General features: G+C 73.6%; 17 protein-coding genes and 1 pseudogene. 9 read left to right on the top strand and 9 right to left on the bottom strand.

The window, feature by feature from the left end; translation table 11 throughout:
• The first annotated feature begins 135 nt into the window (after positions 1-135).
• The 3 genes from WME98_RS39325 (at position 136) to WME98_RS39315 (ending at position 3896) form a co-directional block, all read left to right on the top strand.
• Positions 136-969 carry an RNA polymerase sigma factor gene (locus tag WME98_RS39325; protein WP_437946837.1) on the top strand — a complete coding sequence of 278 codons (834 nt, stop codon included), beginning with the start codon at positions 136-138 and terminating at the stop codon, positions 967-969.
• Between the two features lie 315 nt (positions 970-1284).
• Complete coding sequence (locus tag WME98_RS39320; protein ID WP_061622412.1) at positions 1285-2352, top strand: 3-deoxy-7-phosphoheptulonate synthase; 1068 nt, start codon at positions 1285-1287, stop codon at positions 2350-2352.
• A gap of 134 nt (positions 2353-2486) precedes the next feature.
• Complete coding sequence (locus tag WME98_RS39315; RefSeq protein WP_437954070.1) at positions 2487-3896, top strand: hemolysin family protein; 1410 nt, start codon at positions 2487-2489, stop codon at positions 3894-3896.
• Between the two features lie 64 nt (positions 3897-3960).
• Here WME98_RS39315 and WME98_RS39310 read toward each other — a convergent pair whose 3' ends face one another.
• Entirely contained in the window at positions 3961-5370 is a 1410-nt protein-coding gene (locus tag WME98_RS39310) for a POT family MFS transporter (protein WP_437946836.1), read from the bottom strand.
• Positions 5371-5795: 425 nt separating this feature from the next.
• On the opposite strand from WME98_RS39310, the gene WME98_RS39305 reads away from it, so the two are divergent.
• The 3 genes from WME98_RS39305 (at position 5796) to WME98_RS39295 (ending at position 9918) form a co-directional block, all read left to right on the top strand.
• A complete protein-coding gene (locus WME98_RS39305; protein ID WP_437946835.1) occupies positions 5796-6935 on the top strand; it encodes a site-2 protease family protein in 1140 nt (379 codons plus the stop codon).
• A 188-nt stretch (positions 6936-7123) separates the two neighbouring features.
• The gene (locus WME98_RS39300) at positions 7124-8911 is read left to right on the top strand and encodes an MXAN_6577-like cysteine-rich protein (protein WP_437946834.1); all 1788 of its coding nucleotides are present in this window, start codon (positions 7124-7126) and stop codon (positions 8909-8911) included.
• Positions 8912-8961: 50 nt separating this feature from the next.
• Complete coding sequence (locus tag WME98_RS39295; protein ID WP_437946833.1) at positions 8962-9918, top strand: alpha/beta fold hydrolase; 957 nt, start codon at positions 8962-8964, stop codon at positions 9916-9918.
• A gap of 46 nt (positions 9919-9964) precedes the next feature.
• Here the strand turns inward: WME98_RS39295 and WME98_RS39290 are convergent, their stop codons facing one another.
• Complete coding sequence (locus WME98_RS39290) at positions 9965-10708, bottom strand: YqjF family protein (protein WP_437946832.1); 744 nt, start codon at positions 10706-10708, stop codon at positions 9965-9967.
• 149 nt (positions 10709-10857) lie between these two features.
• On the opposite strand from WME98_RS39290, the gene dhaK reads away from it, so the two are divergent.
• The 3 genes from dhaK to ptsP are packed head-to-tail and all read left to right on the top strand — an operon-like array spanning position 10858 to position 14957.
• Positions 10858-11859, top strand: coding sequence for a dihydroxyacetone kinase subunit DhaK (gene dhaK, locus WME98_RS39285; protein ID WP_437946831.1), 1002 nt, complete (start codon positions 10858-10860; stop codon positions 11857-11859).
• 3 nt (positions 11860-11862) lie between these two features.
• On the top strand, positions 11863-12513 hold the full coding sequence (gene dhaL / locus WME98_RS39280) for a dihydroxyacetone kinase subunit DhaL (RefSeq protein ID WP_437946830.1): 651 nt from the start codon (positions 11863-11865) through the stop codon (positions 12511-12513).
• A complete protein-coding gene (gene ptsP, locus WME98_RS39275; protein ID WP_437946829.1) occupies positions 12510-14957 on the top strand; it encodes a phosphoenolpyruvate--protein phosphotransferase in 2448 nt (815 codons plus the stop codon). Before dhaL ends, ptsP begins: the two co-directional genes overlap by 4 nt.
• 283 nt (positions 14958-15240) lie before the next feature.
• Here ptsP and WME98_RS39270 read toward each other — a convergent pair.
• From WME98_RS39270 to WME98_RS39240, 7 genes and pseudogenes are all read right to left on the bottom strand, one after another.
• Positions 15241-15318: pseudogene (locus tag WME98_RS39270) on the bottom strand (hypothetical protein); the annotation flags it as partial.
• A 26-nt stretch (positions 15319-15344) separates the two neighbouring features.
• On the bottom strand, positions 15345-16949 hold the full coding sequence (locus WME98_RS39265; protein WP_437946828.1) for a pentapeptide repeat-containing protein: 1605 nt from the start codon (positions 16947-16949) through the stop codon (positions 15345-15347).
• An 11-nt stretch (positions 16950-16960) separates the two neighbouring features.
• Positions 16961-17503: a hypothetical protein gene (locus WME98_RS39260; RefSeq protein ID WP_061625124.1), complete on the bottom strand. Its 543-nt coding sequence runs from the start codon at positions 17501-17503 to the stop codon at positions 16961-16963.
• Positions 17504-17883: 380 nt separating this feature from the next.
• Positions 17884-19002, bottom strand: coding sequence for a non-hydrolyzing UDP-N-acetylglucosamine 2-epimerase (gene wecB / locus WME98_RS39255; protein WP_061625125.1), 1119 nt, complete (start codon positions 19000-19002; stop codon positions 17884-17886).
• A gap of 88 nt (positions 19003-19090) precedes the next feature.
• Positions 19091-21955: a cation-translocating P-type ATPase gene (locus tag WME98_RS39250; protein WP_437946827.1), complete on the bottom strand. Its 2865-nt coding sequence runs from the start codon at positions 21953-21955 to the stop codon at positions 19091-19093.
• 259 nt (positions 21956-22214) lie between these two features.
• A complete protein-coding gene (locus tag WME98_RS39245; RefSeq protein ID WP_437946826.1) occupies positions 22215-22988 on the bottom strand; it encodes a class I SAM-dependent methyltransferase in 774 nt (257 codons plus the stop codon).
• The gene (locus WME98_RS39240; RefSeq protein WP_437946825.1) at positions 22985-23935 is read right to left on the bottom strand and encodes a glycosyltransferase family 2 protein; all 951 of its coding nucleotides are present in this window, start codon (positions 23933-23935) and stop codon (positions 22985-22987) included. The genes WME98_RS39245 and WME98_RS39240 overlap by 4 nt, the downstream gene beginning before the upstream one ends.
• Positions 23936-24002 lie beyond the last annotated feature (67 nt).

The following is a 24002-nucleotide window of genomic DNA, read 5'->3' as shown; positions in this document are numbered from 1 at the left end:
AGCGGGAGAGCACCGCTCCCGTCCGTGGCGCTTTGGGGTGGGTCGTTGGGGGATCGCGCGCGCACAGAAGATCATTTTTGAGGGGCCATGGCTTTTTTGTGAGATGGGGGATCGGGTCCTCCTAACTAAGGGAGCATGGGACAACCGCACCGCACGCTCGCTCCGTCGATGCCGCTGGATAGACAGCGCGCCTTTGTCCGGCTCTTTCGGGGGAAGACCTACGACTCCGTGTGGAACTGGCTGAAGCGGCTCGGGGTCCCACGCCGCGACCGGAGCGACATCCTTCAGGATGTCTTCCTCGCCGGATACCAGAGCTTCCCCACCTACGATCCGCTCCGCGCGCGGCCCGAGCGGTGGCTCAACCGGATCACGGTCCACGTGGCCGCGCACTACCGCGATCGGGCGCACCACCGGCGCGAGGAGCTCTCGTCTTGGCAGGCCCCGCGGCGCGTCGCCGACGAGCGCCCGAACGCCGAGGAGCAGATCGACGCGGAGCAGACGCGCTCGCTCATCCTGTCGCGGCTCGGGTCGCTGGTGACCGAGGAGCAGCGGATCCTCATCGAGCACGACATCGAGGGCCTGCCGATGACGACGATCGCCGAGCAGCACGGGATCCCGCTGTCGACCGCGTACAAGTGGCGCACCCGCGCGATCGCCTCGCTGCGCGCGCTGATCGAGGAGCCCTGCGCCGAGCGCAAGCGAACGCGGCCACCGCGAACCGCGGGGGCCCACGCCGGCCAGCCCGCGCCGCGGCCCGCGAAGGCCGCGGGCGAACGGCAGCCCGCGCCGCGGCCGGCGGAAGCCGCGGGCGAGCGGCGGCCCGCGAAGGCCGCGCGACGGGCGCCGCCCGCGGCTTCCGCCCGCGCGAGCGCGAAGCGGCCGGCGGCGCCCTGCCGCACGCCCCCGAGCAGCGCCCCGCTCGCCCGCAGATCCGGCGCCGAGCAGGCTCACGCGCCCGCGGGCGCGTGAGCCGCGGAGACCGCCGGCGCGCCCCGAGGCGGCCGGCGCGACCAGAGGCGCGCCCGCGCGAGCCCCCCGCGCCGTCCGCGACCGGGCGTTCCGGACGCCTGCGCCTCGACGACGCGCGAACACCAGCGAGGCAAATCTTCAGGCCGACCGGAATTGTTCAAACCTGGCCAAACCTGGCTAGCCCTGGCCGGCGCCGCCCCGGACCGATCGGAACGGACCGGAAGGCGATCCGGAAGAAAAAATGCCTTCGTTTCACGCGCGGGCAGTCGGGGCATATCGCAGCGCGCTGCGACGCGCTATGCTGGCATCCTCACGATGTACTACTCGACCGACGACCTTCGCATTGCAGGGCTCAGGCCCTTGATCCCCCCCGCGATCCTTATCGAAGAGATCCCCGTCAGCTCCGCCGCCTCGGAGACGGTGGCGTTCACGCGCCGGGCCGCCGAGCGCGTGGTCTCGGGCGACGACGACCGGATCATCGTGGTCGTGGGCCCCTGCTCCATCCACGACCCCAAGGCCGCGCTGGAGTACGCGGCGCGGCTCCGGGAGGCGCGCGACCGGCTGAGCGACGACCTGCTCGTGATCATGCGCGTGTACTTCGAGAAGCCGCGCACCACGGTCGGCTGGAAGGGGCTGATCAATGACCCCGACCTCGACGGGAGCTTCTCGATCAACAAGGGGCTCCGCGTCGCCCGCGGGCTGCTCCGCGACATCGCCGAGCTCGGCCTCGCGAGCGCGACCGAGTTTCTGGACACGATCTCGCCGCAGTTCATCGCAGATTTCATTTCCTGGGGCGCGATCGGCGCGCGCACGACCGAGAGCCAGATCCACCGCGAGCTCGCCTCGGGGCTCTCCTGTCCCGTCGGCTTCAAGAACAGCACCGAGGGCGACGTGCAGATCGCGGTCGACGCCGTGCGGGCCGCCCGCGAAGCGCATCATTTCCTGTCCGTCACCAAGCAGGGCATCTCGGCGATCGTGGCGACGCGCGGCAACTCGGCCTGCCACGTGATCCTGCGCGGCTCGCAGCGCGGGCCCAACTACGCGCCCGAGCACGTCCGCGAGGCGGCCGACCGCCTGACCAAGGCGGGCCTGCCGCGCCGCCTGATGGTCGACTGCAGCCACGGCAACAGCCAGAAGGACCCGGCGCGCCAGCGGATCGTGGCCGAGAGCCTCGCCGACCAGCTGCGCTCCGGCTCGCGCGACATCCTCGGCGTCATGATCGAGAGCCACCTCGTGGGCGGCCGGCAGGACCTCACGCCGGGCAAGCTCCCCATCTACGGCCAGAGCATCACCGACGCCTGCCTCGGCTGGAACGAGACGGTGCCGGTCCTCGAGCTGCTCGCCCAGGCGGTGCGCGACCGGCGGGCCAGCAAGGCGGCCTGACCCCGCCGCCCGGCGCGGTGTGACCCCGCCGCCCAGCCCGCCACCCCGGCGCGCCAGCCCTTTCAGAAAATTCCATCACAGGCGCAACCACGGATCGCAGCGCGGGCGGCGACGATCGCTCGCCGGCCTTGTCCGTGCATGCTCCGCGTCGCTGCCGCGCCAGGGGCGACGCGCTATGTCCCCGGAGCGCCTCGGAGGAGACCATCATTTTATCGGAGATTCTCATCATCCTGGCGCTCGTGCTCGTGAACGGCATCTTCGCGGGCGCCGAGATCGCGGTCGTCACGGTCCGCAAGACGCGGCTCGACCAGCTCATTCAGTCGGGGAGCCGCCGGGCGCGCGCGGTGAAGCGCCTGCGGGGCAACCCGGAGCGCTTCCTCGCCACCGTGCAGATCGGCATCACCATCGTCGGCGCCACCGCGAGCGCCTTCGGCGGGTCGACCCTGGCGCAGGACCTCGCGCCCTTGCTCCGCGCCGTGCCGTGGATCGGGGACGCCGCGGACGAGCTCGCGCTCGCCGCGGTGGTCGCGCTCGTCTCGTTCCTCTCGCTCGTCCTCGGCGAGCTCGTCCCGAAGTCGCTCGCGCTCCGCTCCTCCGAGCGGTACGCGTTGCTCGTCGGCCCGCCGCTCCGCGGCCTGGCCTCGCTCGCCCGCCCGCTCGTCTGGCTGCTCACGGCGACCTCGAACCTGGTGCTGAGGCTCTTCGGCGACCGCACGAACTTCGTCGAGGCGCGCATCTCGCCCGAGGAGATCCAGCAGATCGTCGACGACGCCGCCGAGGCGGGCTCGGTCGACCGGCGCGCCGGCGAGATCGCCTCCCGCGCCCTGGATTTCGCCGGGCTCACCGCGCTCCAGGTGATGCTCCCGCGCGTCCGCGTCGTGGCGGTCCCGCGCGAGGCGACCGCCGCGGAGGTCCAGCGCGCGGTGCTGGAGCACGGCCACACGCGGATGCCGGTCTACGAGGGGTCGAACGACAACGTGATCGGCTACGTCACGACGCCGGAGGTGCTCGCGCTCCTCTGGGGCGACGGGCCGTTCTCGCTGGAGAGCGTCCTGCGCCCGGCCTACTTCGTGGTCGCGTCGATGCCGGCCGTCGACCTCCTCGCCGAGATGAAGCGGCGGCGGCTCCAGCTCGCCATCGTCGTGGACGAGCAGGGCGGCATGATCGGCATCGTCACGATGGAGGACCTCGTCGAGGAGCTCGTCGGCGAGATCTTCGGCGAGAACGAGGCGCACGCGCTCCCCACCGAGGGGATCCGCCGCGAGCCGGACGGGTCGGCGCTCGTGCCCGGCGACATGCCGGTCCACGAGCTCAGCCGGCAGCTCGAGATCGAGCTGCCGGACGACGCGCGCTGGTCCACGGTCGCGGGCCTGTGCATGGGGCTCGCCCGGCGCATCCCCGCGCCCGGCGACGTCCTCAGGACCCCGGCCGGGGCGGAGCTCCACATCGTCGACGCGAGCCCCCGGCAGATCCGCACCGTGCGGGTGCGCGTCCCGCTGGAGCCGGCCGAGCGCGAGGACGAGGAGCAGCGCGACGCGGGCTGAGCGCGCGCGGCGCGGGGCGAGCGCGCGCGGCGGGGCCGCGCGCGCGCGGCGGGGGCCGAGCGCGTCACGCCGCCGGGACGGGCGGCGCGCCGGCGGGCCTCGGCTGGAAGTGGTCGACCACCACGTACCGCCGCGCGAGGAGGCCGAAGACGAGCGCGGCGAGCAGGATGAGCGCCGCGAAGAAGAGGTACTGCATCGCGCCCGAGAACACGTTGAGCGCCGCGACGCCGGCGGTGATCAGGTTGCCGACCGTCACCGTGAGGTTCCAGAAGCTCATGATGGTGCTCTTCATCTCGCGCGGCGCCTGGGAATAGGCGAACTCGAGGCCGGTGGTGGACACCAGCACCTCGCCGAGCGTGATGAGCAGGTAGGGCCCGGCCTGCCAGAGCACGCTGAGGCTGCCGCCGGAGCCCATCGCGAGCTCGATGGCGGCGACCGCGACGAACGAGAGCCCGGCGATCGCCATGCCCGCCGTCATGCGGCCGAGCGCCGTCAGGCGGACCCCGCGCCGCTCGAGGGCGGGATAGAGGATCATCGTGTTGAAGGGGATGATCAGCATCACCATGAGCGGGTTCAGCGCCATGAGCTGCGATGGGGCGAGCTTGTGGCCGAGCACCTCGAGATCCATGCGGGTCGCCTGGACGATCCAGGTCGACCCCTTCTGGTCGAACAGCGCCCAGAACACCGGGATCGGGGCGAAGATCGTCATCACCCGCAAGACGGCCTTGGCGCCCTCGACCGCGCACTCCGGGTGCCTCCCGCGCGCCGCGTCGAGGAAGTGCCCGCCCTCGGTGGCGCCGCGCGCGCCGCGCCCGCCCCGGACGGCATCCCAGAGGACGCGAAGGAAGGAGTGCGGGTTCTTGCCGGTCGGCGGCACGTGCACGTACTTGTCGCGCCCCATCCAGAACACGACCGTCGCGATCAGCATGAGCGCGCCGGGGATCCCGAACGCCACCCTCGGCCCGAACCACTCGAGCGTCTTCGGGATCAGGGCCGATGCGAAGAAGGATCCGAAGTTGACGATCCAGTAGAAGAGCGCGAACACGTGCTTGACGAGGTGCTTGTTCTCCTCGGAGAACTGGTCGCCGACGTGCGCCGAAACACACGGCTTGATCCCGCCCGAGCCGAGGGCGATGAGCGCGAGCCCGGCGTAGAAGCCGCTCGGGCTGCTCTCGAAGATGGCGAGGCAGGCGTGCCCCGCGCAGTAGATGAGCGAGAGCCAGAGGATCGTCCGGTACTTCCCGAAGAAGCGATCGGACAGGAAGCCGCCGAGGAGCGGGAAGAAATAGCAGGCGCTCACGAACAGGTGGTAGTTGGCCTTGGCCACGTGCTCGTGGATCAGCATGTAGTTGATGAGGAAGAACGTCAGGATGTTCTTCATGCCGTAGAAGCTGAAGCGCTCGCACCCCTCGTTTCCGATGATGTATTTGATCTGCGGGGGAAATCGGTCGGTGCTCGAAGCGGTTTGCGTCATGGCAGGGCCCTCGCGCGCGCCTGCGCCGTCCTAGACCGCCTCCCGCGCCCGGGCAATCCGCGCGTCGCCCTCGCCTCCCCTCCTCCCCGCTCCGCGCGCCGCGGCGCCCGCCGCCCGCGCCGCCGCCCCTCACCCGCCTCGGCCGGGCGCGCTCTGCCCCCTGTTCCCGCGCAAACACTCCGCCTCGAATGCCCGGTGCGAAATGCCCCGCTGCGGCGAGGCGCCGCGGGAGCGCGCCGCCCGCCCGGCCCGCCGCCGCCGTGAAATCCGGTACGCGCATTGCTTTACAACCCCGAGGATCGTCGAGCAGGCATCGAGAGATCTCATGACCAGGCCACCCGGCCGCACCGCCGGGCGCGCGCGGTCGTCGGCTTCTCCCGCGCCGTGACGCGCCGCTCGCGCGCATCCAGCAGGAGCCAGACACCATGAAATGGTCATTCAGGGTCGCCAGGATCGCCGGTATCGACGTCAACGTGCACGCGACCTTCGGGCTCATCGTCGCCCTCGGAGCGCTCCAGTGGAGCGGCCACCACGGCGCCCGGGGGGCGCTGTTCGGCGCCGCGCTGATGCTGGCGCTCTTCGCCTGCGTGGCCCTGCATGAGCTCGGTCACAGCCTGGTGGCCAGGCGCTTCGGGCTCACCGTGCGCGAGATCCTGCTCCTGCCCATCGGCGGCGTCGCGATGTTCGCGGGCCGCCCGCAGAAGCCGCTCCACGAGCTGCTCATCGCGCTCGCCGGCCCCGCCGTGAACGTGGTCCTCGCCGCCGTCCTCCTGGTCGTGACCGGCGCGCTCGGCTTGCTCTCGGAGCTCCCCTCGCTCGGGACGGGGGCGAGCCCATCGCTGCCCACGGCGCTGCTCTGGCTCCTCGGCGCCAACGTGGCGCTCGCCGTCTTCAACATGATCCCGGCGCTGCCCCTCGACGGCGGGCGCGTGCTCCGGGCCGGCCTCTCGATGGCGATCGGCCCCGCGCGCGCGACCTCCGCGGCGGCCGCGATCGGGCAGGTCATCGCGGTGGCCCTGTTCGCCCTCGCCGTGCTCTCGGGCCACCTCGTGCTCGCCTTCATCTCGGTGCTCGTGTTCCTCGGCGCGACGCAGGAGCGGACCACGGAGCGCGCGCGGTCGATCCTCGGCGTCGTCCCCGTCGGGCGCGCCTACAACCGGCGCGCCATCGCGCTGTCGCCCTGCGATCGGGTGAGCGACGCCGCCGAGCACATCCTCACGACCTACCAGACCGACTTCGCGGTCCTGCTCGACGGGCAGCCGATCGGCGCCTTGACGCGGGGCGACGTGGTCCGCGCGCTCGCCGAGGGCGCGGGCGGCGCGTACGTCGCCGGGATCATGCGGCGCGACGTCCCCCGCGTGGACGCCGACCGCTCGCTCGACGACGTGATGCGGCTCATGTCCGAGAAGAGCGCCCCTGTGGCCGCGGTGTACGACGGTGAAAGGTACCTGGGCCTCATCAGCCAAGACGACATCGCCGAGGCGCTCGCGCTCCTGCAGTTCCTGCCGGCCTCGCGGTTCGGCGGCGCCCCGTCGCCGGCGGCGCCGCGCACGCAATGGACCTGACGCCCTGACGACCTGACGCCGTGACGCAGGCCCCCAGGCCGCAGCGGCGCCGACGCGGCGCGCGCCGGCACGATCTACGCGCAGGATCGGGCTGCAAGCATTGACAGCCCGGAAGGCCATCAGCGTATCCTCCCCGGTAGCTCTTCGTTACGACCCCCGTCGCCGGCATCTCTGCCGAGGGAAGGCTCATGGAAAAGGTCAAATCGCGCTTCAGGCTTGCGCCGACGTACACCCTGCTCTGGCTCGCCGCGGCGGTGCTCGCCTCCGTGGCGTCGTGCTCGGATGGCGGTCCTACCACGAACGAGTGCATCGCTCCCGAGACGCAATGCGACGGCGTCTGCGTCGACACGAGCTCGAACTCCAGCCACTGCGGCGCGTGCGGCGCGACGTGCTCGAGCGGGCAGGTCTGCAGCGCGGGCGCTTGCGTGGCCGTGTGCGAGTCCGGGCAGACGCTGTGCGGCGACCGCTGCGTCGACGTCGACACCGACGAGGCGCACTGCGGCAGCTGTAACCACGCCTGCGAGGAGGGGCAGACCTGCCAGGGCGGCGACTGTCAGGGCGACTGCGCCGGGGGGCGCACCGAGTGCGACGGCGCGTGCGTCGACACCGCGTCCGACCCGGCGAACTGCGGCGACTGCGGCGCCGCGTGCGAGGAGGGGCAGGTCTGCGAGGGCGGCGCCTGCCAGGAGGAAGGGTGCTCGAGCGGGCTCGCCGACTGCGGCGGCGCCTGCGTCAACCTCGCCAACAACGAGTCGCACTGCGGCAGCTGCGGGACCGAGTGCACCGACGGGCAGACGTGCGTGGCGGGCGAGTGCAGGGACGGCTGCGGCTCCGGGCTCACGGCGTGCGGCGAGGCCTGCGTCGACGTCCAGACCGACGCCGCGAACTGCGGCGGCTGCGGGACCGAGTGCAACGACGCGCAGGTCTGCCAGGCCGGCATGTGCGCGTGCACGGTGGGCCCGAACCAGGACCTCGGCGACGCCGTGCCGCAGACCGCGAGCGGCACGACGGTCGGCCTGCCGAACGCCTACGCCCCCACGTGCGTGTCCGCGAGCTCGAGCGAGCACATCTACGCGTTCACCGCGGCGACCGCGGGCGTCTACTCGTTCGACGCCAGCAGATCCGGGTACAACGTCGTCCTCGCCCTGCTCGACGCCACGGGCTGCGCCGAGATCGGCTGCGCCGCCGACTCGAGCGCGCCCCTCACGGCGGATCTGGCCACGGGCCAGACCGTCTACATCGTGGTCGACGGCGCGGACGGCGAGGCGGGCACGTTCGAGCTGGCGATCTCGCGGGCGAGCGAGCCGAGCTGCCCGGCGGGCGCGTTCACCGGCTTCGTGCCGCAGACGATCACCGGCAGCACGGTCGGCCGGCCCAGCAGCGTGCGGCCCACCGCGACGGAGGCCTGCCCCAGCGCCGCCAACGCCCCCGACGCGGGGTACTCGTTCACGGCGCAGGTCGCCGGCGACTACGTCTTCGATACGTACGGGTCCGCGTTCGACACGGTGGTCCACGTGCACGACGCCACGTGCCGGGGGACGCAGCTCGCGTGCAACGACGACACGCGGGTCGAGCAGTCGGAGGTCACCGTGACGCTCGCCGCGGGCCAGACGGTCGTGGTCGTGGTGGACGGGTCCCGCGACGCGAGCGACGGCGCGTTCAGGCTCACCGTCCGGCACGCCGTCCCGCCGCCGGTCTGCGACGACGCGGGCGTGTGCGGGGACGGCAGCTCGGGGTGCGTCCGGTGCGCGTTCGACGGCAACTGCAGCGACGAGCTCGCGGCCTGCAGCGAGCGCGATGCGTGCGTCAACTTCATCGACTGCTACGTCACGTGCGGACCGGACACCGACTGCAAGGAAGCCTGCGTCGCCCGCGATCCGGAGAGCGCCGCGCTCTACAACGCGGCCATCCAGTGCGCCTACTGCGACGAGTGCGCGGACTCCTGCAGCGGCGCCTCCCCGGTCGCGTGCCGGTGAGCCGCGGCGCCAAATAGAACGAGCGCGGTGGCCGTGGTAGGAGCGCGTCGATGCGGCGCATCCTCCTCCACGGCCACTTCTGGACGATCGCTCCCTGGCTCAAGCATCAGCTCCGCGCGCCGCCGCTCCCCCCTTCTTCCCCGTTCTCGGTGAACGTCGACGAGTCGCCGGCCGGGCCCGTCCGGCTGCTCGGCCGGGTCCGCCACCGCGAAGGCGCGACGTCGATCCTCGTCGCGGTCCACGGCCTCGGCGGCACGCTGGAGAGCCACTACGTGGTCGAGGCCGCCGCGCAGGCCGAGCGCGCCGGGCTCTCGTGCCTGCGCGTCAACCTGCGCGGCGCCGGGGGCGACGGCGCCGATCTCTACCACGCTGGCCTGTTCTCCGATCTGCACGCCGCCATCGCCTCCCCCGAGCTCGACCGGTACGAGCGCGTGCTCGTCGTCGGCTACTCGCTCGGGGGGCACATCGCGCTCCGCTATGCCGCGTCCGGCGCGCTCGACCCGCGGGTCCGCGCCGTGGCCGCGATCTGCCCGCCGCTCGATCTCGAGCAGTCCGTCGCGGCGATCGATCAGCCGGAGCGCTGGGTGTACCGCTGGCACGTGCTGTCGGCGCTGAAGGAGATGTACAGCGCCGTGGCGTCCCGCCGCGCCATGCCCCTGCCCGTCCGGGAGGCGCTCGCGATCCGCACGATCCGCGAGTGGGACCGGCGCATCATGACGCCGCGGTTCGGTTATCCGAGCCCGGAGGCGTATTACTCGAGCGAGAGCGCCGCCCCGCGCCTCCGCGACCTCGCCGTTCCGTCGCTGATCGTCGCGACGGAGGCCGACCCCATGGTGCCGCTCGACACGGTGCGGCCGGCGCTCGCGGCCTACCCGCGCTCGCCGCTGCTCGACGTCCAGTGGCTCCGGTTCGGCGGGCACGTCGGCTTCCCGCAGACGCTGAGCCTCGGGTTCGGGGGCGCGCCGGGCCTCGAATCCGAGGTCATCCACTGGCTGCGGGGGCGCTGACGCGCCGGCGCGCGCGCCGGAGGCCGCGCCGCCGCGCGCGACCGCTTCACGCCCGCGGCGCGGCGGGCCTCAGCGCGTAGACGTCGACGTCCACGCCCGGGCTGAAGAGCACGTGCGGGGCCCCGTGGGGGGCGGGCAAGCCGGCCGCGGCCACGACGCTCTCCTCGACGTGGCTCACCTCGGCGCGGTGGAGCGGATAGGGCGCGTGGTGCACCTGCCCGACCTCGAGCGCGCCCCGGCGCGACGCGAACAGCAGGTACCGCTCGGCCAGGAAGTGCTCGAACGTCCCCGGCGCCGCGACGCCCCCGTCGATCGGCGCGCCGACGCGGTAGCGCGCCTCGAAGCGCGCGGGCACGGGGCCGGGCCAGCGCCGCTCGCTGCGGTAGTGGACCTCGCCGCCCCGCGGCTCGAGCGCCATCGAGGCGTAGTGATACGGCAGGTGCCAGCCGACGCGGGCCACGAGGACCGCGAGCGCCTTGGCCGCGTCCAGGCTGAAGAACCACACGCCCGGATCGCGCCCCGCCCGGTGCACGTAGGTGCGGACGTTGAGCTCGTGGAAGTGCGAGATCCCCGGGACGCTCGGCGACCACCACGGCGTGACGTCGCGCATGGTGAAGGCGACGACGCCGACGTAGGCCCTGCCCTCGAACGTGTCGAGCTCGAGCGCCGGCGGCACGACGGCGCGGAGCGCAGAGGCCGGCGTCTCCCAGTGGAGGAAGAGCAGCTCTCTCCAGCGCTGGAAGCCCGCCGGGCGGCCCGGCGGGCGGAGCGTGGGGGCGAGTCGGTCCATGGCGCCCGGAGCGTAGGGCAGCGCGGCGGAAAGATCTCCTCTCGCGGCGGGCGACGCCATGGGGATATCCTGCGCGCGGAGAGCGGACGTAAGCGGGCGTCAACGGACGTCAACGCACGATACGCGGACGACGACGGAGCGGAGGCAGGATGAAGAAGCTCATCAATGCGCCGGACGATCTGGTCGGCGAGGCGCTCGAGGGCATGGCGCTGGCCCACGGCGAGCTCCTCCGGGTGAACGCCGCGCCGCTCTTCGTCACGCGGGCGGAGGCGAAGGCCAGGGGCAAGGTCGCCCTCCTCTCCGGCGGCGGCAGCGGGCACGAGCCGCTGCACGCGGGGTTCGTCGGGCGCGGCATGCTCGACGCCGCCTGCCCCGGCCCCGTGTTCACGAGCCCGACGCCCGACCAGATCTTCGAGGCGACGCGGGCCGTCGACGGCGGGGCCGGCGTGCTCCACATCATCAAGAACTACACCGGCGACGTCATGAACTTCGAGATGGCCGCCGAGCTCGCCGGCGAGGCGGGGATCGCGGTCGAGGGCGTGATCGTGAACGACGACGTGGCGGTCGAGGACAGCCTCTACACGGCGGGGCGGCGCGGCGTCGGGACGACCGTCCTCGCGGAGAAGATCTGCGGCGGCGCCGCCGAGGCCGGCCTGCCGCTCGACGAGGTCGCGGCGCTGTGCAGGCGGGTCAACGCGCACGGCCGCAGCATGGGGATCGCGCTCTCCGCCTGCACCGTGCCGCACGCCGGCAAGCCGTCGTTCGAGCTCGGCCCGGGCGAGATGGAGGTCGGCATCGGCATCCACGGCGAGCCCGGCCGGCGTCGAGCCCAGCTGGAGCCGGCGGATGGCGTGGCCGAGCTCCTGATGCAGCCGATCCTCGACGACCTGCCGTTCAAGCCGGGCGACGACGTGCTCCTGTTCGTCAACGGCATGGGCGGGACGCCGCTCATCGAGCTCTACGTCGTCTACCGCAAGGCCCACGCGATCGCGCGCGAGCGCGGCCTCAAGGTCGCGCGCAGCCTCGTCGGGTCGTACATCACGTCGCTCGAGATGGCCGGCGTGTCGGCGACCGTCCTCCGGCTCGACGACGAGATGATCCGCTTCTGGGACGCCCCGGTGCACACGCCGGCGCTCCGCTGGGGGGCCTGAGCGATGCAGACCCTGAGCGGCGAGCACATCGCGGCGTGGCTCGAGCGCGCGGCCGAGGTCCTGGAGCGCGAGAAGGCGTTCTTGACCGAGCTCGACGCGGCGATCGGCGACAGCGATCACGGGGTCAACATGGCGCGCGGCTTCGCGGCGGTGCGCGACCGGCTCGGCCGCCTCGATCGCGGGGACATCGGCGCGCTCCTCAGGGAGGTGGGGATGACGCTGCTGTCGACCGTCGGCGGGGCGAGCGGGCCGCTGTACGGCACGCTCTTCCGCGACGCGGGCCACCGCGTGGCAGGCGCCGCGGCGCTCGACCTGGCGGCCCTGGCGGGCTGCCTCGAGGCGGGCCTCGAGGGCGTGAGGCGCCGGGGCAAGGCGTCGCCCGGCGACAAGACGATGGTCGACGCGCTCGTCCCTGCCGTCGACGCGCTCAAGGCGGCGCTGAGCGCGCCCGGGGCCGCGGACGGCGCCGCGCTCCGGGACGCGCTCGGCCGCGCCGCCGACGCGGCGCGGGCCGGGGTGGAGGCGACCGTGCCGCTCATCGCCCGCAAGGGCCGTGCGAGCTACCTCGGAGAGCGCAGCGCTGGGCACCAGGACCCCGGCGCCACGTCGTGCTGGCTCTTGCTGCGGAGCCTGGCCGCGACGGCAGGCGCATGAGCGGGGCGGCGGGCCGCGTCGGGCTCGTCCTGGTCTCGCACAGCCGCGCGCTCGCCGAGGCCACCGAGGCGCTGGCCCGCCAGATGACCGGCGAGTCGGTCGCCATCGCGTGCGCGGCGGGCGCGGGCGACGGCGGCGCCGAGCTCGGCACCGACGCGACCGCCATCGCCGCGGCGATCGAGCGCGTCTGCGGGCCGGCCGGCGCCGTCGTGCTGATGGACCTCGGCAGCGCGATCCTGAGCGCCGAGACGGCGCTCGAGCTCGTGGATCCGGAGCTCGGCGCGCGCACGCGCCTCACGGGCGGGCCGATCGTGGAAGGCGCGGTCGCCGCCGCCGTGCGCGCGGCGGCGGGCGGCACGCTCGAGCAGGTGGCCGCGGAGGCGCGGCGGGCGCTCGAGCCGAAGGCCGCGCAGCTCGGCGACGGCGAGCGCCCCGCCGGGGCCGCGGCGGACGCGGCGGACGCGGGCGCGCCGGCCGTGGCGGTCGACGTCGCGATCGCCGATCCGAGCGGCCTGCACGCGCGCCCGGCCGCGCAGCTCATCGCGCGCGCGGCGGCGTTCGACGCGGCGATCACCCTGGAGAACGTGACCGCCGGCCGCGGGCCGGTGGCGACGTCGAGCCTGATCGCGCTCGCCTCGCTCGGGGCGCGCCGCGGCGACGTGCTGCGCCTGCGCGCGACCGGCCGGCAGGCGGCCGAGGCGGTCGCGGCGCTCGCCGCGCTCGTGCAGCGCGAGGCGCCGGCGAGCGCGGCGGCGGCGCCCGCCACGTCGGGCCTCGCCACCCCGGTCGCGCCGGGCGTCGCGCTCGGGCCGCTCGTGCGGCTCGTACGCGTGCTCCCGGACATCCCCGAGACCACGGTCGACGACCCCGCGTCCGAGGCCGTGCGGCTGCGGCGGGCGCTCGAGATCGCGGCGCAGGACCTCGGGAACGCGCTCCGCGGCAGCGACATCCTCGAGGCGCACCAGGCGCTGCTCTGCGACCCGGCCCTCGTCGACGAGGCCCTGTCGCGCATCGATCGGGAGCGCTGCAACGCCGCCTGGGCCTTCCGCCTGGCCATCGAGGCCGCGGCCGCGATCTACCGGCAGCTCGACGACCCGTACCTGCGGGCGCGCGAGGCGGACGTCCACGACGTGGGCGACGCGGTGGTGCGCGCCCTGCTCGGCGGCGCCGCGGCCACGCTGCCCGAAGGGCCGCCGGCCGTCGTCGTGGTCGACGATCTCACGCCGTCGGAGGCCGCGCGGCTCGACGCGGCGCGCGTGCTCGGGGTCATCGACCGGCGCGGCGGCCCGACGTCGCACGCCGCCATCCTGCTGCGCGCCGCCGGCATCCCCGCGGTGGCGGGGGCCGCGGCGCTTGTGCCCGACGACGGCGGCGCGCGCGCCGGCCTGGACGGCGCGACCGGCGAGGTGTGGCTCGACCCCGATCCCGAGACCGCGGCCGAGATCGAGCGGCGGCGGACGGCCCTTCGCGCGTCGCGGCGCCCGCCGAGCGCCCGCGACGGGCGCCTGCGCCTCGCGTGCGGGCGCGAGGTCGAGCTGTGGGCGAACGTGGCCGGGCCCGCGGACGCGCGGGCCGCGCGCGAGGCCGGCGCCCTCGGCGTCGGGCTGCTGCGCACCGAGATGCTGTTCCTGGGCCGCGTGGACGAGCCGGGCGAGACCGAGCAGGCGGGGCTGCTCGCGGAGATCTTCGCGGCGTTCGCGGGCGCGCCGATCGTGGTCCGCACGCTCGACGCGGGCGGCGACAAGGCGCTGCCCTACCTCGAGCTCGACGCCGAGACGAACCCCAGCCTGGGCGTCCGCGGGGTCCGCCTCTCGCTGGCGCGGCCGGCGATGCTCGAGGCGCAGCTCCGCGCGATCCTCGTCGCCGGGCGCGGCCACGACGTCCGCGTGCTGATCCCGATGGTCTCGACCGCCGCGGAGGTGGTCGCGGTGCGCGCCGCGCTCGAGCGCGCGCACGAGGCGCTCGCGGCCGCGGGCCTGCCGCACCTCTGGCCGGTGGCCACGGGGATCATGGTCGAGGTGCCGTCGGCGGCGCTGATGGCCGAGCGCCTCGCGCGGCAGGCCGATTTCTTCAGCATCGGCACCAACGATCTGACGCAGCACACGCTGGCGGCCGAGCGCGGTCACCCGCGGCTGCACGCGCTCTCGGATCCGGCGCACCCGGCGGTGCTGCGGCTCGTGCGCGCGGTGGTGGAGGCGGGGCACGCCGTGGGGCGGCCCGTCTCGGTGTGCGGCGAGGCCGCCGGCGATCCCGGCGTCGCGCCGCTCCTGGTCGGCCTCGGCATCACGCGGCTCAGCATGTGCGCCTCCGCCTTCGACGCGGTGGAGGACGCGCTCGCCGGGGCCTCGTTCGCGGAGCTCGCCGCCGTGGCCGAGGAGGCGCTCGCGGTCGACGACGCGGCGGCGGCCCGCGCCGCCCGCGCGGCGGCGCGGCGTCCGGGCTGACGGCCCGGCGGCGCGGAGGAATTCAACAGCTTACAACCCTCGCCGGTTCCGCCGAGAGCAACCTGGAAGAGCACGGCATGCAGCAAGAGGAGAGACCGCCAGGACGCAAGGGGACAGCGGTGAGATGATATCTCTAGAGCGGGTCTCGGCTGGGATTGAGACACTGTCATCCGTCTCTCGTCTCTCGTCTCCGTCTCCCGTCTCCCGTCTCCCGTCTTCGTACGCGTCCTTCGTGCGCGTGCGCGTGCGCGACTCCCCGGAATCAGCGCGCACGCGCACGCGCACGGAAGAGCGAAGACGGAAGACGGAAGACGGAAGACGGAAGACGGAAGACGGAAGACGGAAGACGAGAGATGGACGATGTGTCAGTCCCAGCCCATAACCGCTCTACAGCGCCCCTGCCGGCGGCGCGTCCTCGTGCGCGGAGCGCGCGGTGGCGTCCTCCGCCGGCTGCGGACCGCGGACGGGGTGGCCGAGCAGGCACGTGCCCTCGCCGGGCAGCTCCGTCCCCGGATCGCACTCGGCGAGCTCCCAGCCGCGCGCCTGCTCGGCGTCCGTCCCGGAGAGGTCGGCGCCCCGGAGGTTCGCGGCGCTCAGATCGGCGCCCTCGAAGGTCGACTCGATCAGGGCGGCGCCCGAGAGGTCCGCCCCCACGAGGCGCGCATTCCGGAAGCTCGCCTGCGTGAGATCGGCGCGCGAGAGGTCGAGCCCTGACAGATCCAGCCCGTCGAAGCTGCGGTGGCCGCTCCGCGCGAGCAGGCGCACGGCCGCGGCCCGATGCGCGGCGTCGCCCGAGGAGAGCGTGGCGCGCAGCCGGAAGACGGCGAGGCGCGACGGGTCCAGGCCGTGGACGAGCGTCGCGGCGAGCGCGGCCAGCACGAGGCGGGCGCCGAGGGCGCGCGCGGCGCCGCGCTCGGCGCCGAAGGGCGGCAGCGCGAAGGTCAACAGCGCCGCGCCCAGCGCGCCGCCGGCGTGCGCCGCCCACAGGAGCCCGGGCGGCGGGACCTTCGCCAGCGCGACCGCGGCCGCCAGGGCGAGGAGCAGCGCGCCGCCGGCGAGCGCGAGGCGGACCTCGAGCGACCGCGCGAGCAGGGGCCCATCCGGCGCCGGGCGTGAACCGGCGGCCACGGCGGCGCGCCGGGCCGGCAGCGGCTCGGCCGGCTCGCCGGCCCGGCGCGACGCCCCGGCGACCGCGCCGGGCCGGCGCGCGTCAGGCGAACCGGTCAGCCGCTGCGATTCGGGCGGCGCCGACATCCGTTGGGAGGACGGTGCCGCGGACAGCCGCTGCGAGTCCGGCGCCGTCCCCAACCGCTGTGATTCGGGAGGCGCCGACATCCGTTGGGAGGACGGTGCCGCGGACAGCCGCTGCGAGTCCGGCGCCGCCCCCAGCCGCTGCGAGTCCGGCGCCGCCCCCAGCCGCTGCGAGTCCGGCGCCGCCCCCAGCCGCCGCGAGTCCGGCGGCGCGGTGCGGCGGCTCCGCTCGGCGCTCGCCGGGGCCGCGTCCGCGCTCACGAGCGCCTCGCGCAGCGGCGACGCGAACGAGGCGACGTCGTCGAACGCCGCGCCCGCGCTCGCGAGCGCCAGGATGGCCTCCTCGTCGAGGCCGGAGCGCGCGCACGCCGCCGAATCGACGCGCGCGCCCGCGAGCGAGCTCGCCGACGAGAACGAGCGCGGGAGCTTGGCCCCGCGCAGATCCGCGGCCGTGAGCAGCGCACCGCCGAGCAGCGCCCCCGAGAGATCGGCCCAGCGCAGGTCGGCGCCGGTGAGGTCGGCGTTCACGAGCGACGCCGTGTCGAGCCGCGCCCCCGCGAGGTTCGCGCCGGGGAGCTTGGCCCCGTCGAGGCGCGAGCCGGCGAGGTTCGCACCCTGGAGATCGGCGCTCGGCAGGTGCGCGGCCGCGAGATCCGCGCCGGGGAGCTCGATCGCGGCGCCCTCACCGCCGCGGCGCGCCGAGAGGGCGCCGAACAGCCTGTGCAACGCTGAGGTATCCACGGGCGCGCCGCCTACTCGTCCGGGTCGATGGAGCCGACCGCGCTCGCGAACACCACCTGCCCGTCCTTCATGTAGCCGTCCAGCGCGAACCACGCGTGCGTGCCGTCCGCGTCGAGATCGCCTCGCGCGTAAGCGGCCCACCGCCTGTTCAGCGGCACGTCCTCCGGAAAGTGATTGACCGACACGGGCATGGGAGAGCCGCCGAGCCGATATCGATACTGGTACGACTGAGGGTGGCTGACCTCGAATCCTAGGCACAGCCAGCCCGCCGTCGGGCTCCCGGTGTTGTAGTCCACGCCCGGGCGGGGGTCGGGCCGGTATTTGACGCCCTGCACGCGATAAAACGCGTTGGGCACCGTGACCGCATCGCTGCACAGCGGCTCGGACGCGGCGCCGTCCGACCTCGCCTGAAGGCGGTCGGCCGACGCGACAACCGCCCTGGCGATGCCGCCGATCGTCTGCTTGGCCTCGGCCGACGTGGCGAACACCAGGTATTTCGACACCCCCTGGGTGGCGAGCGCGGCCAGGAGCGCCACGAGCCCGCCCGCGAGCATCACTTCGACGAGGGTGAAACCCCGTCGTCCCCGCCCCCGAGATGCCTTATCGACCCCAGCTCGGAAATTCCTTACCACGATACACCTATAACCGGAGCCTCGCTCGCTGAACAGGCAGATCCCTGGGGGATGGGCCACAGCAAACGCCGTTTGGTCGGGTGTTGTGGGGAGCGCGGCCGTTGAGGCGGCGCGTCTCCCACGTCAGCCACAGCGAACGACGTTGGGTCGCGTGCCGTAGCGAGCGCGGCAGTTCAAGCGGCGCGCTCCCAGGGAGCCTGTGTGTGGTGTGGAGAGGCGCAGCCGGGGGGCGCGCGGCGCGCTGCGGCGGGGCGCGGCGAGCCGCTCGGAACGGCCGCGAGCGCTGCGGACGGGACGTCGGCTCAGGCGCGCGGGCCGGCGGTCTTCGGCGGCGGGTCGCCTGCGAGGAAGGCCTCGAGCGCGTCGGCGATGCGCTCGCCCGTCTTGCCGTCCCACCCCTCGGGCACCGTGCCTCGCTTGCCGCGGCCGTCGAGGATGGCGTCGACCTCGCGCGCGATGAGCGCGGCGTCGAGCGCGACGACCGTGTTGGTGCCCTGCGTCACGGTGATCGGCCGCTCGGTGCCCTGGCGCATCGTGAGGCAGGGGATCCCGAGCGCGGTCGTCTCCTCCTGGATGCCGCCGGAGTCGGTGGCGACGAGCAGCGCATTGCCCATCACGGTCACGAAATCGTCGTACCCGAGCGGCTCCATGATCCGGAGCCCCTTCGTCTCCCGGAGGCGCGACGACAGCCCGAACGACTCGGCGCGCGCGACCGTGCGCGGGTGGACGGGGAACACGGTGGGCAAGCGCTCGGCGATCGCGGTGAGCGCGTCGAGCGTCTCGGCGAGCCGCTCGGCGCTGTCGACGTTGGCGGGGCGGTGGAGCGTCGCGATGGCGTACTTCTTCGGCTGGAGGCCGAAGCGAGAGAGAGCGTCGGTCTGCCGCTTCAGCGCGTAGTGGACCGAGTCGATCATCACGTTGCCGACGAACCGGATCCGCTCCGGGGCGATGCCCTCGGCGAGCAGGTTGGGGTGGGCGTCGTGAGAGGGCGTGAGCAGGAGATCGGAGAGCTGATCGGTGAGGACCCGGTTGATCTCCTCGGGCATGGTCCAGTCGCGCGAGCGGAGGCCGGACTCCACGTGGACGACCGGGATGCCGAGCTTCGACGCCGCGAGCGCGGCGGCCAGGGTGCTCGTGACGTCGCCGACCACGACAACCACCTTGGGCCGGTGCTCGATCAGGTCGGCCTCGGTGCCGACGAGGACCGCGGCCGTCTGCTGGGCGTGCGAGCCGCCGCCCGCCTTGAGCGTGTGATCCGGCGTCGGCAGGCCGAGGTCGCGGAAGAACACGTCGCTCATCGTCGTGTCGAAGTGCTGGCCTGTGTGGAGCAGCCGCATCGGGAGGCCGCGCGCCTTGAGGGCGCGGCAGATGGGGGCGAGCTTCATGAAGTTCGGGCGCGTCGCGGCGACGAGGTAGATCATGTCGACCGAGGAGCATGCCGCGGTATGCGGCGCGGCACCAGCGTTTTGAGGGCGCCGGGAGGGAGGCTGCGCGCGCCGAGATCCGTCGCTAGGCGCCGCGGTTCGCCACGGCGCCGTGGTTCGCCACGGCGCCGTGGTTCGCCACCGCGCTCGCCACGCCGCCGACCTCGGACGCGGGCGTCTTGCGCTCGCGCTCCGCCGCCGACAGCCGCGCCCTTCGGGTGCGCCACCACCGCTCCGCGGTCATCACGGGCAGGATCGACATCGCCACCAGCGTCGACTTGACCCACGCGTCGAGCGAGAGCGGCGCCGAGCCGAACAGCGTGTGCATGAACGGCGCGTAGACGAAGCAGAGCTGCAGCGCGAGGAGCGCGCCGATGCCCACATAGACCCAGGGGTTCGTGAAGAGCCCGATCTTCAGCATCGAGTCGCGCAGCGTTCGGCAGTTGAGCACGTAGAAGATCTGGAACAGCACCACCGTCGTGACCGCCGCGGTCTGCGCCTCGCGGTAGGCGACGTCCGAGACGACCCCGCCGCGCACCTCGGTGGAGTACTCGTAGAAGAACAGCCCGATCGCGCCCGCCGTCATGAGCACCGCGACGATCGCCGTGCGCACGAGGACGAACCGGCTCAGGATCGGCTCGCTCGGATCGCGGGGCGGGCGGCCCATGACGTCCTTCTCCATCGCCTCGAACGCGAGCGGCAGGGACAGCGCCACCGTGGCCACCAGGTTGACCCAGAGGATCTGGACGGCCGTGATCGGCATGAGCGGCGCGCCCCCGAGGATCGGGAACGTCATCACCGCCACGAGCAGGATCAGCGCCTCGCCCAGGTTCGTCGGCAGCACGAACGCGAGCGCCTTGACCAGGTTGTCGTAGACGCGGCGCCCCTCCTCGACCGCCGCCCGGATGCTCGCGAAGTTGTCGTCCGTCAGCACGACGTCGGCGGACTCCTTCGACACCGCCGTCCCCGTGATCCCCATCGCCACGCCGATGTTCGCCTGCTTCAGCGCCGGCGCGTCGTTCACGCCGTCGCCCGTCATGGCGACGACCTTCCCCTGCGCCTGCAGCGCCCTCACCAGGCGGAGCTTGTGCTCGGGCGCCACGCGCGCGAACACGTTCGTCGACGCCGCCGCCGCGCGCAGCTCGTCGTCCGACAGCCGCGCGAGCTCCGTGCCGTTCATCGCCCGCCCGCCCTCGTTCACGAGCCCGAGCTGCTGGCCGATCGCCCGCGCGGTCGCCAGGTGATCGCCCGTGATCATCTTCACCGTGATCCCGGCCTCATGGCACGCCTTGATCGCGTCGATCGCCTCCGGGCGCGGCGGGTCGATCATCCCCTCGAGGCCGAGGAGCGCGAACCCCTCCGCGAGGTGCGCCTCGTCGAGCGACGCCGCGCCGCGCTCCGCGGGCCGCGACGCGACCGCGAGCACCCGCATGCCCTGCGCCGCCATCCGCTCGACCTGCGCCATCGCATGGGCCCGCTCCGCCTCGCCGATCGCGGCGCAGCCGAGCACCGCCTCGGGCGCCCCCTTCATGAAGATCACCCGCTCTCCGCCGGGCGCCTCGTGGAGCGTCGCCATGAGCTGCCGCTCGGACGAGAAGGGCACGGCGTCGATGCGGGGGTATTCCCGCCGCGTCCCGTCGACGTCCACGCCGAGCTTCTGCGCCGCGACGACGAGCGCGCCCTCGGTCGGATCGCCCTCGATGCCGCACGCCTCGCCGTCGCGCGTCATGCGCGCGTCGTTGCAGAGCAGCCCCGCGCGGAGCAGCGCGCGCGCCGCCTCGGGCGCCTCGCCGGCCGACGCGCCGCCGCGGCGGAGCTCGCCGGCCGGGGCGTAGCCGACGCCGGTCACCTCGAGCGCCTCGTCGGCGCCCTCGCCGGGCGCTCCGGCGGACGGCGTCCACAGGGCGCGGACCGTCATCTCGTTGCGGGTCAGCGTCCCGGTCTTGTCGGAGCAGATGACGCCCGTGCTGCCCAGCGTCTCGACCGCGGGCAGCTTCCGGATCACCGCCCGGCGCCGCGCCATCCGCTGCACGCCGATGGCGAGCGAGATGGTGATGATCGCGGGCAGCCCCTCCGGGATCGCGGCGACCGCCAGCGAGATGCCGGCGAGCATCGCGTCGACCGGCGGGTAGCCCCGGAGCAGCGCGACCCCGACGATGAGCAGCGCGACCGCCACGATCGCGATCGTCAGCACGCGGCCCACCTTGGCCATCGAGCGCGTGAGCGGCGTCTCGATCTCGGTCGCCTCGTGGAGCATCGACGAGATGCGCCCGAGCTCGGTCGCGGCGCCGGTGGAGATGACGACGGCGGTGCCCGTGCCGCTCGTCACGAGCGTCCCGCCGAAGGCGAGGTTCTTGCGGTCGCCGACGCCGGCGTCCTCGGGGACGACCGCGACGTGCTTGTCGGAGGGGACCGACTCGCCGGTGAGCGCCGACTCGTCCACGTGGAGGTTCTTCACCGAGAGCAGCCGCGCGTCGGCGGGGACCTTGTCGCCGGCCTCGAGCACCACCACGTCCCCGGGGACCACGTTCGCCGCGGGGATCACGCTCCGCTGGCCGCCGCGCACGACCGTGGCCGTCTGCGGCACCATGTCGACGAGCGCCTCGATCGCCTTGCCCGCGCGGAGCTCCTGCACGAAGCCGATGGCCGTGTTGAGCACCACGACGGCCAGCACGACCGCGCCGTCGATCGCCTCGCCCATCGCCATCGCGAGGGCTGCCGACGCGAGCAGCACGTAGATGAGCGGGTCGTTGACCTGACGGAAGAGCAGCTTGAGCGCGCTGTCGCCCTTGGCGCGCTGGATCACGTTGGGCCCGACCTCCTCGAGCCGCCGCGCGGCCTCGTCGTCTGCGAGGCCCGCCTCGGCGCTCTCGATCTTGGAGAGCGCATCGCCGGCAGACAGGTTGTGCCAGGCGATCGCGGCCGATGGGGGGAGGACGCGTTGGGACATGGAGTCATCTCCTGCGGTGTGCAGCCGCGCTGTGCGCGCTGCGCTCACCGGCTATGGCAGCCTCATGTCACGTGGTTCGCACGTGATTGCGGCGTTGTCGGCACGTCCCATGCCAGCGCCGCGCCGGGCTGTTCAGCATCCCGGCCAGCTTCAACCGGGCGTCGAGCAGGACCTTTTCTCCCCGGTGGGGAATTTTGCCTCGCACCGGAACCCGCGTTTTCCCGCGTCCGCTCCGGGTCGAAGCGCTTTGTTCCCGGGGCTAGCCGCGCGCGTAGGCGAAGGTCCCGTCGATGTTGAGCAGCCCCGTGGCCTGGACGAGCTCGGCCACGGTCACCCCGAAGCGCTGGACGAGCCGGTCGGCGACCTCGCGGCGGAGGATGTCCCTGCGGAAGACGCGCAGCGGGCGCGGGGCGAAGTACCCCTCCAGCTCCGCGAACGTCAGGCGCTGGTACGCGGCGGTGCCGGGGATGGGGCGCCGCGAGACGACGTCGTAAAAGAAGAAGATGCCGCCCGGCCGGAGCAGGCGGAGCGCCTTGTCCATGAGCCCGCGCTTGAGCTCCGCGTTCGTGACCGACGACAGGACGGCGAACATCATCACCATGTCGAACGGGCCGCCGACGTCGGCCTGCAGGAAGTCGCCCGCGACGAAGCGGATGCCGGCGAAGCGCGAGCGCGCGAGCTCGGTCCGCTGCGCGACGAGGTCGATGCCGGTGAGGCGCGACGGATCCGCGCCGAGCTCGACCAGCCACGCCAGGTTGGAGCCCGACCCGCAGCCCACGTCGAGCACCGACATCCCGCGCAGGGCCTCGGGCGTGCGCACGCCGCACTCGACAAGCGCCTCGCGCACGCGGCGCTGCCGCTGCCGCGCGACGAGGTACGGGTGGGCGTTGAGCAGGCTCGCCCACGGGTTCGCGGGCAGGAAGCGCTCGGTGTAGTGCCTGCTGATCGCCTCGAGATCCCGCTCGAAACCGCCGTCGTCGCCCATCGGCCCGCCTCCCTCTCCCGCCCGCGCGGCGCCGGCCTGCGCCGTCATGGCTGCCCCACCGCCCACCCCGGCAGGCGCAGGACCCCCCAGCGCACCGCCTTGAGCAGCCCGAGCGCCACCGTCTGCTCCACCGTGAGCGGGCGCTGCGGCTTCCGCCGCGCGAGGTAGTCGTCGAGGTAGCGCAGGAACTCGGGATCCGGCTCCATGCCGCCGACCTCGCGCCGGATGCGCCGGTACTTGCGCGTCTTCCAGATGAAGTTCTCCCAGCTGTCGAAGTAGTCGTGCCGCATCAGGAGATCCGGCACGTAGACGACCCGCATGTCGGGGAACGCCCTGGCGATGCGGTAGACCAGGTAGACCCCCTCGGCGCCGTAGAACTGATCCGGAAAGCCCCCGGTCTCGAGGTAGACGCCGCGCCGGATCGCCATGTGCCCCTCGGTCGCGAGGACGTCGTCGATCATGTCGTCGCCGCGGTCGTAGTGCCCCGCGAGCGTGCAGAAGTAGGGGTGCTCCTTGGGGATGATCCGGCCGCGCATCGCGGCGATGCGCGCGTCCTCGAAGACGCGGCGGACGACCTCGACGAACGTCGGCGCGATCAGGCCGTCGTCGTCGATGAAGGCGACGTGCTCGCCCCGCGCCCAGGCGATGGCCGCGTTGCGCGCGGCGTTCAGCGGGATGCCGTCGGTCAGGCGGAGCTCGACGTCGACGAGCGGCGCGGAGCGCGGCCTGAGGTGCTCGATGCCGCCGCTGTCGGCGAGCAGGATCTCGTACGGCACGTCGAGCGCCGCGGTCTGGCCGCGCGCGTGCTGGAGGCACTCGATGAGGTAGTCCTTCGCCTTGTACGAGATGATGATCAGCGTGAGCTTCGGCGACGGGACCTCGCGCCGCACGATGAGCTCCTTCACCTCGGGCGCGTACTTCGCGCGCCACGCCTCCTGGAGGGCGCGCTCGCCCTCGGGGAGCCCCGCTCGATCCTTGGGAAGATGGTCAGGCATCGCGGCTCGCATGCCACGGCGGCCGCCGCGCAGGCAAGGACGTCGAGCGGGCGCCGCGCGAGAAAGG

The organism is Sorangium sp. So ce296, assembly GCF_051529605.1.
GTDB classification, from domain to species: Bacteria; Myxococcota_A; Polyangia; order Polyangiales; family Polyangiaceae; genus Sorangium; species Sorangium cellulosum_D.
This window is presented reverse-complemented; position numbering and strand designations above follow the sequence as displayed.

Bases quoted from the DNA above. Each gene is read 5' to 3' on its own strand.
- WME98_RS39325 (WP_437946837.1), top strand. From the start codon at position 136: ATGGGACAACCGCACCGCACGCTCGCTCCGTCGATGCCGCTGGATAGA.
- WME98_RS39320 (WP_061622412.1), top strand. From the start codon at position 1,285: ATGTACTACTCGACCGACGACCTTCGCATTGCAGGGCTCAGGCCCTTG.
- WME98_RS39310 (WP_437946836.1), bottom strand. From the start codon at position 5,370: ATGACGCAAACCGCTTCGAGCACCGACCGATTTCCCCCGCAGATCAAA.
- WME98_RS39305 (WP_437946835.1), top strand. From the start codon at position 5,796: ATGAAATGGTCATTCAGGGTCGCCAGGATCGCCGGTATCGACGTCAAC.
- WME98_RS39300 (WP_437946834.1), top strand. From the start codon at position 7,124: ATGGAAAAGGTCAAATCGCGCTTCAGGCTTGCGCCGACGTACACCCTG.
- WME98_RS39295 (WP_437946833.1), top strand. From the start codon at position 8,962: ATGCGGCGCATCCTCCTCCACGGCCACTTCTGGACGATCGCTCCCTGG.
- WME98_RS39290 (WP_437946832.1), bottom strand. From the start codon at position 10,708: ATGGACCGACTCGCCCCCACGCTCCGCCCGCCGGGCCGCCCGGCGGGC.
- dhaK (WP_437946831.1), top strand. From the start codon at position 10,858: ATGAAGAAGCTCATCAATGCGCCGGACGATCTGGTCGGCGAGGCGCTC.
- dhaL (WP_437946830.1), top strand. From the start codon at position 11,863: ATGCAGACCCTGAGCGGCGAGCACATCGCGGCGTGGCTCGAGCGCGCG.
- ptsP (WP_437946829.1), top strand. From the start codon at position 12,510: ATGAGCGGGGCGGCGGGCCGCGTCGGGCTCGTCCTGGTCTCGCACAGC.
- WME98_RS39260 (WP_061625124.1), bottom strand. From the start codon at position 17,503: ATGCTCGCGGGCGGGCTCGTGGCGCTCCTGGCCGCGCTCGCCACCCAG.
- wecB (WP_061625125.1), bottom strand. From the start codon at position 19,002: ATGATCTACCTCGTCGCCGCGACGCGCCCGAACTTCATGAAGCTCGCC.
- WME98_RS39250 (WP_437946827.1), bottom strand. From the start codon at position 21,955: ATGTCCCAACGCGTCCTCCCCCCATCGGCCGCGATCGCCTGGCACAAC.
- WME98_RS39245 (WP_437946826.1), bottom strand. From the start codon at position 22,988: ATGACGGCGCAGGCCGGCGCCGCGCGGGCGGGAGAGGGAGGCGGGCCG.
- WME98_RS39240 (WP_437946825.1), bottom strand. From the start codon at position 23,935: ATGCCTGACCATCTTCCCAAGGATCGAGCGGGGCTCCCCGAGGGCGAG.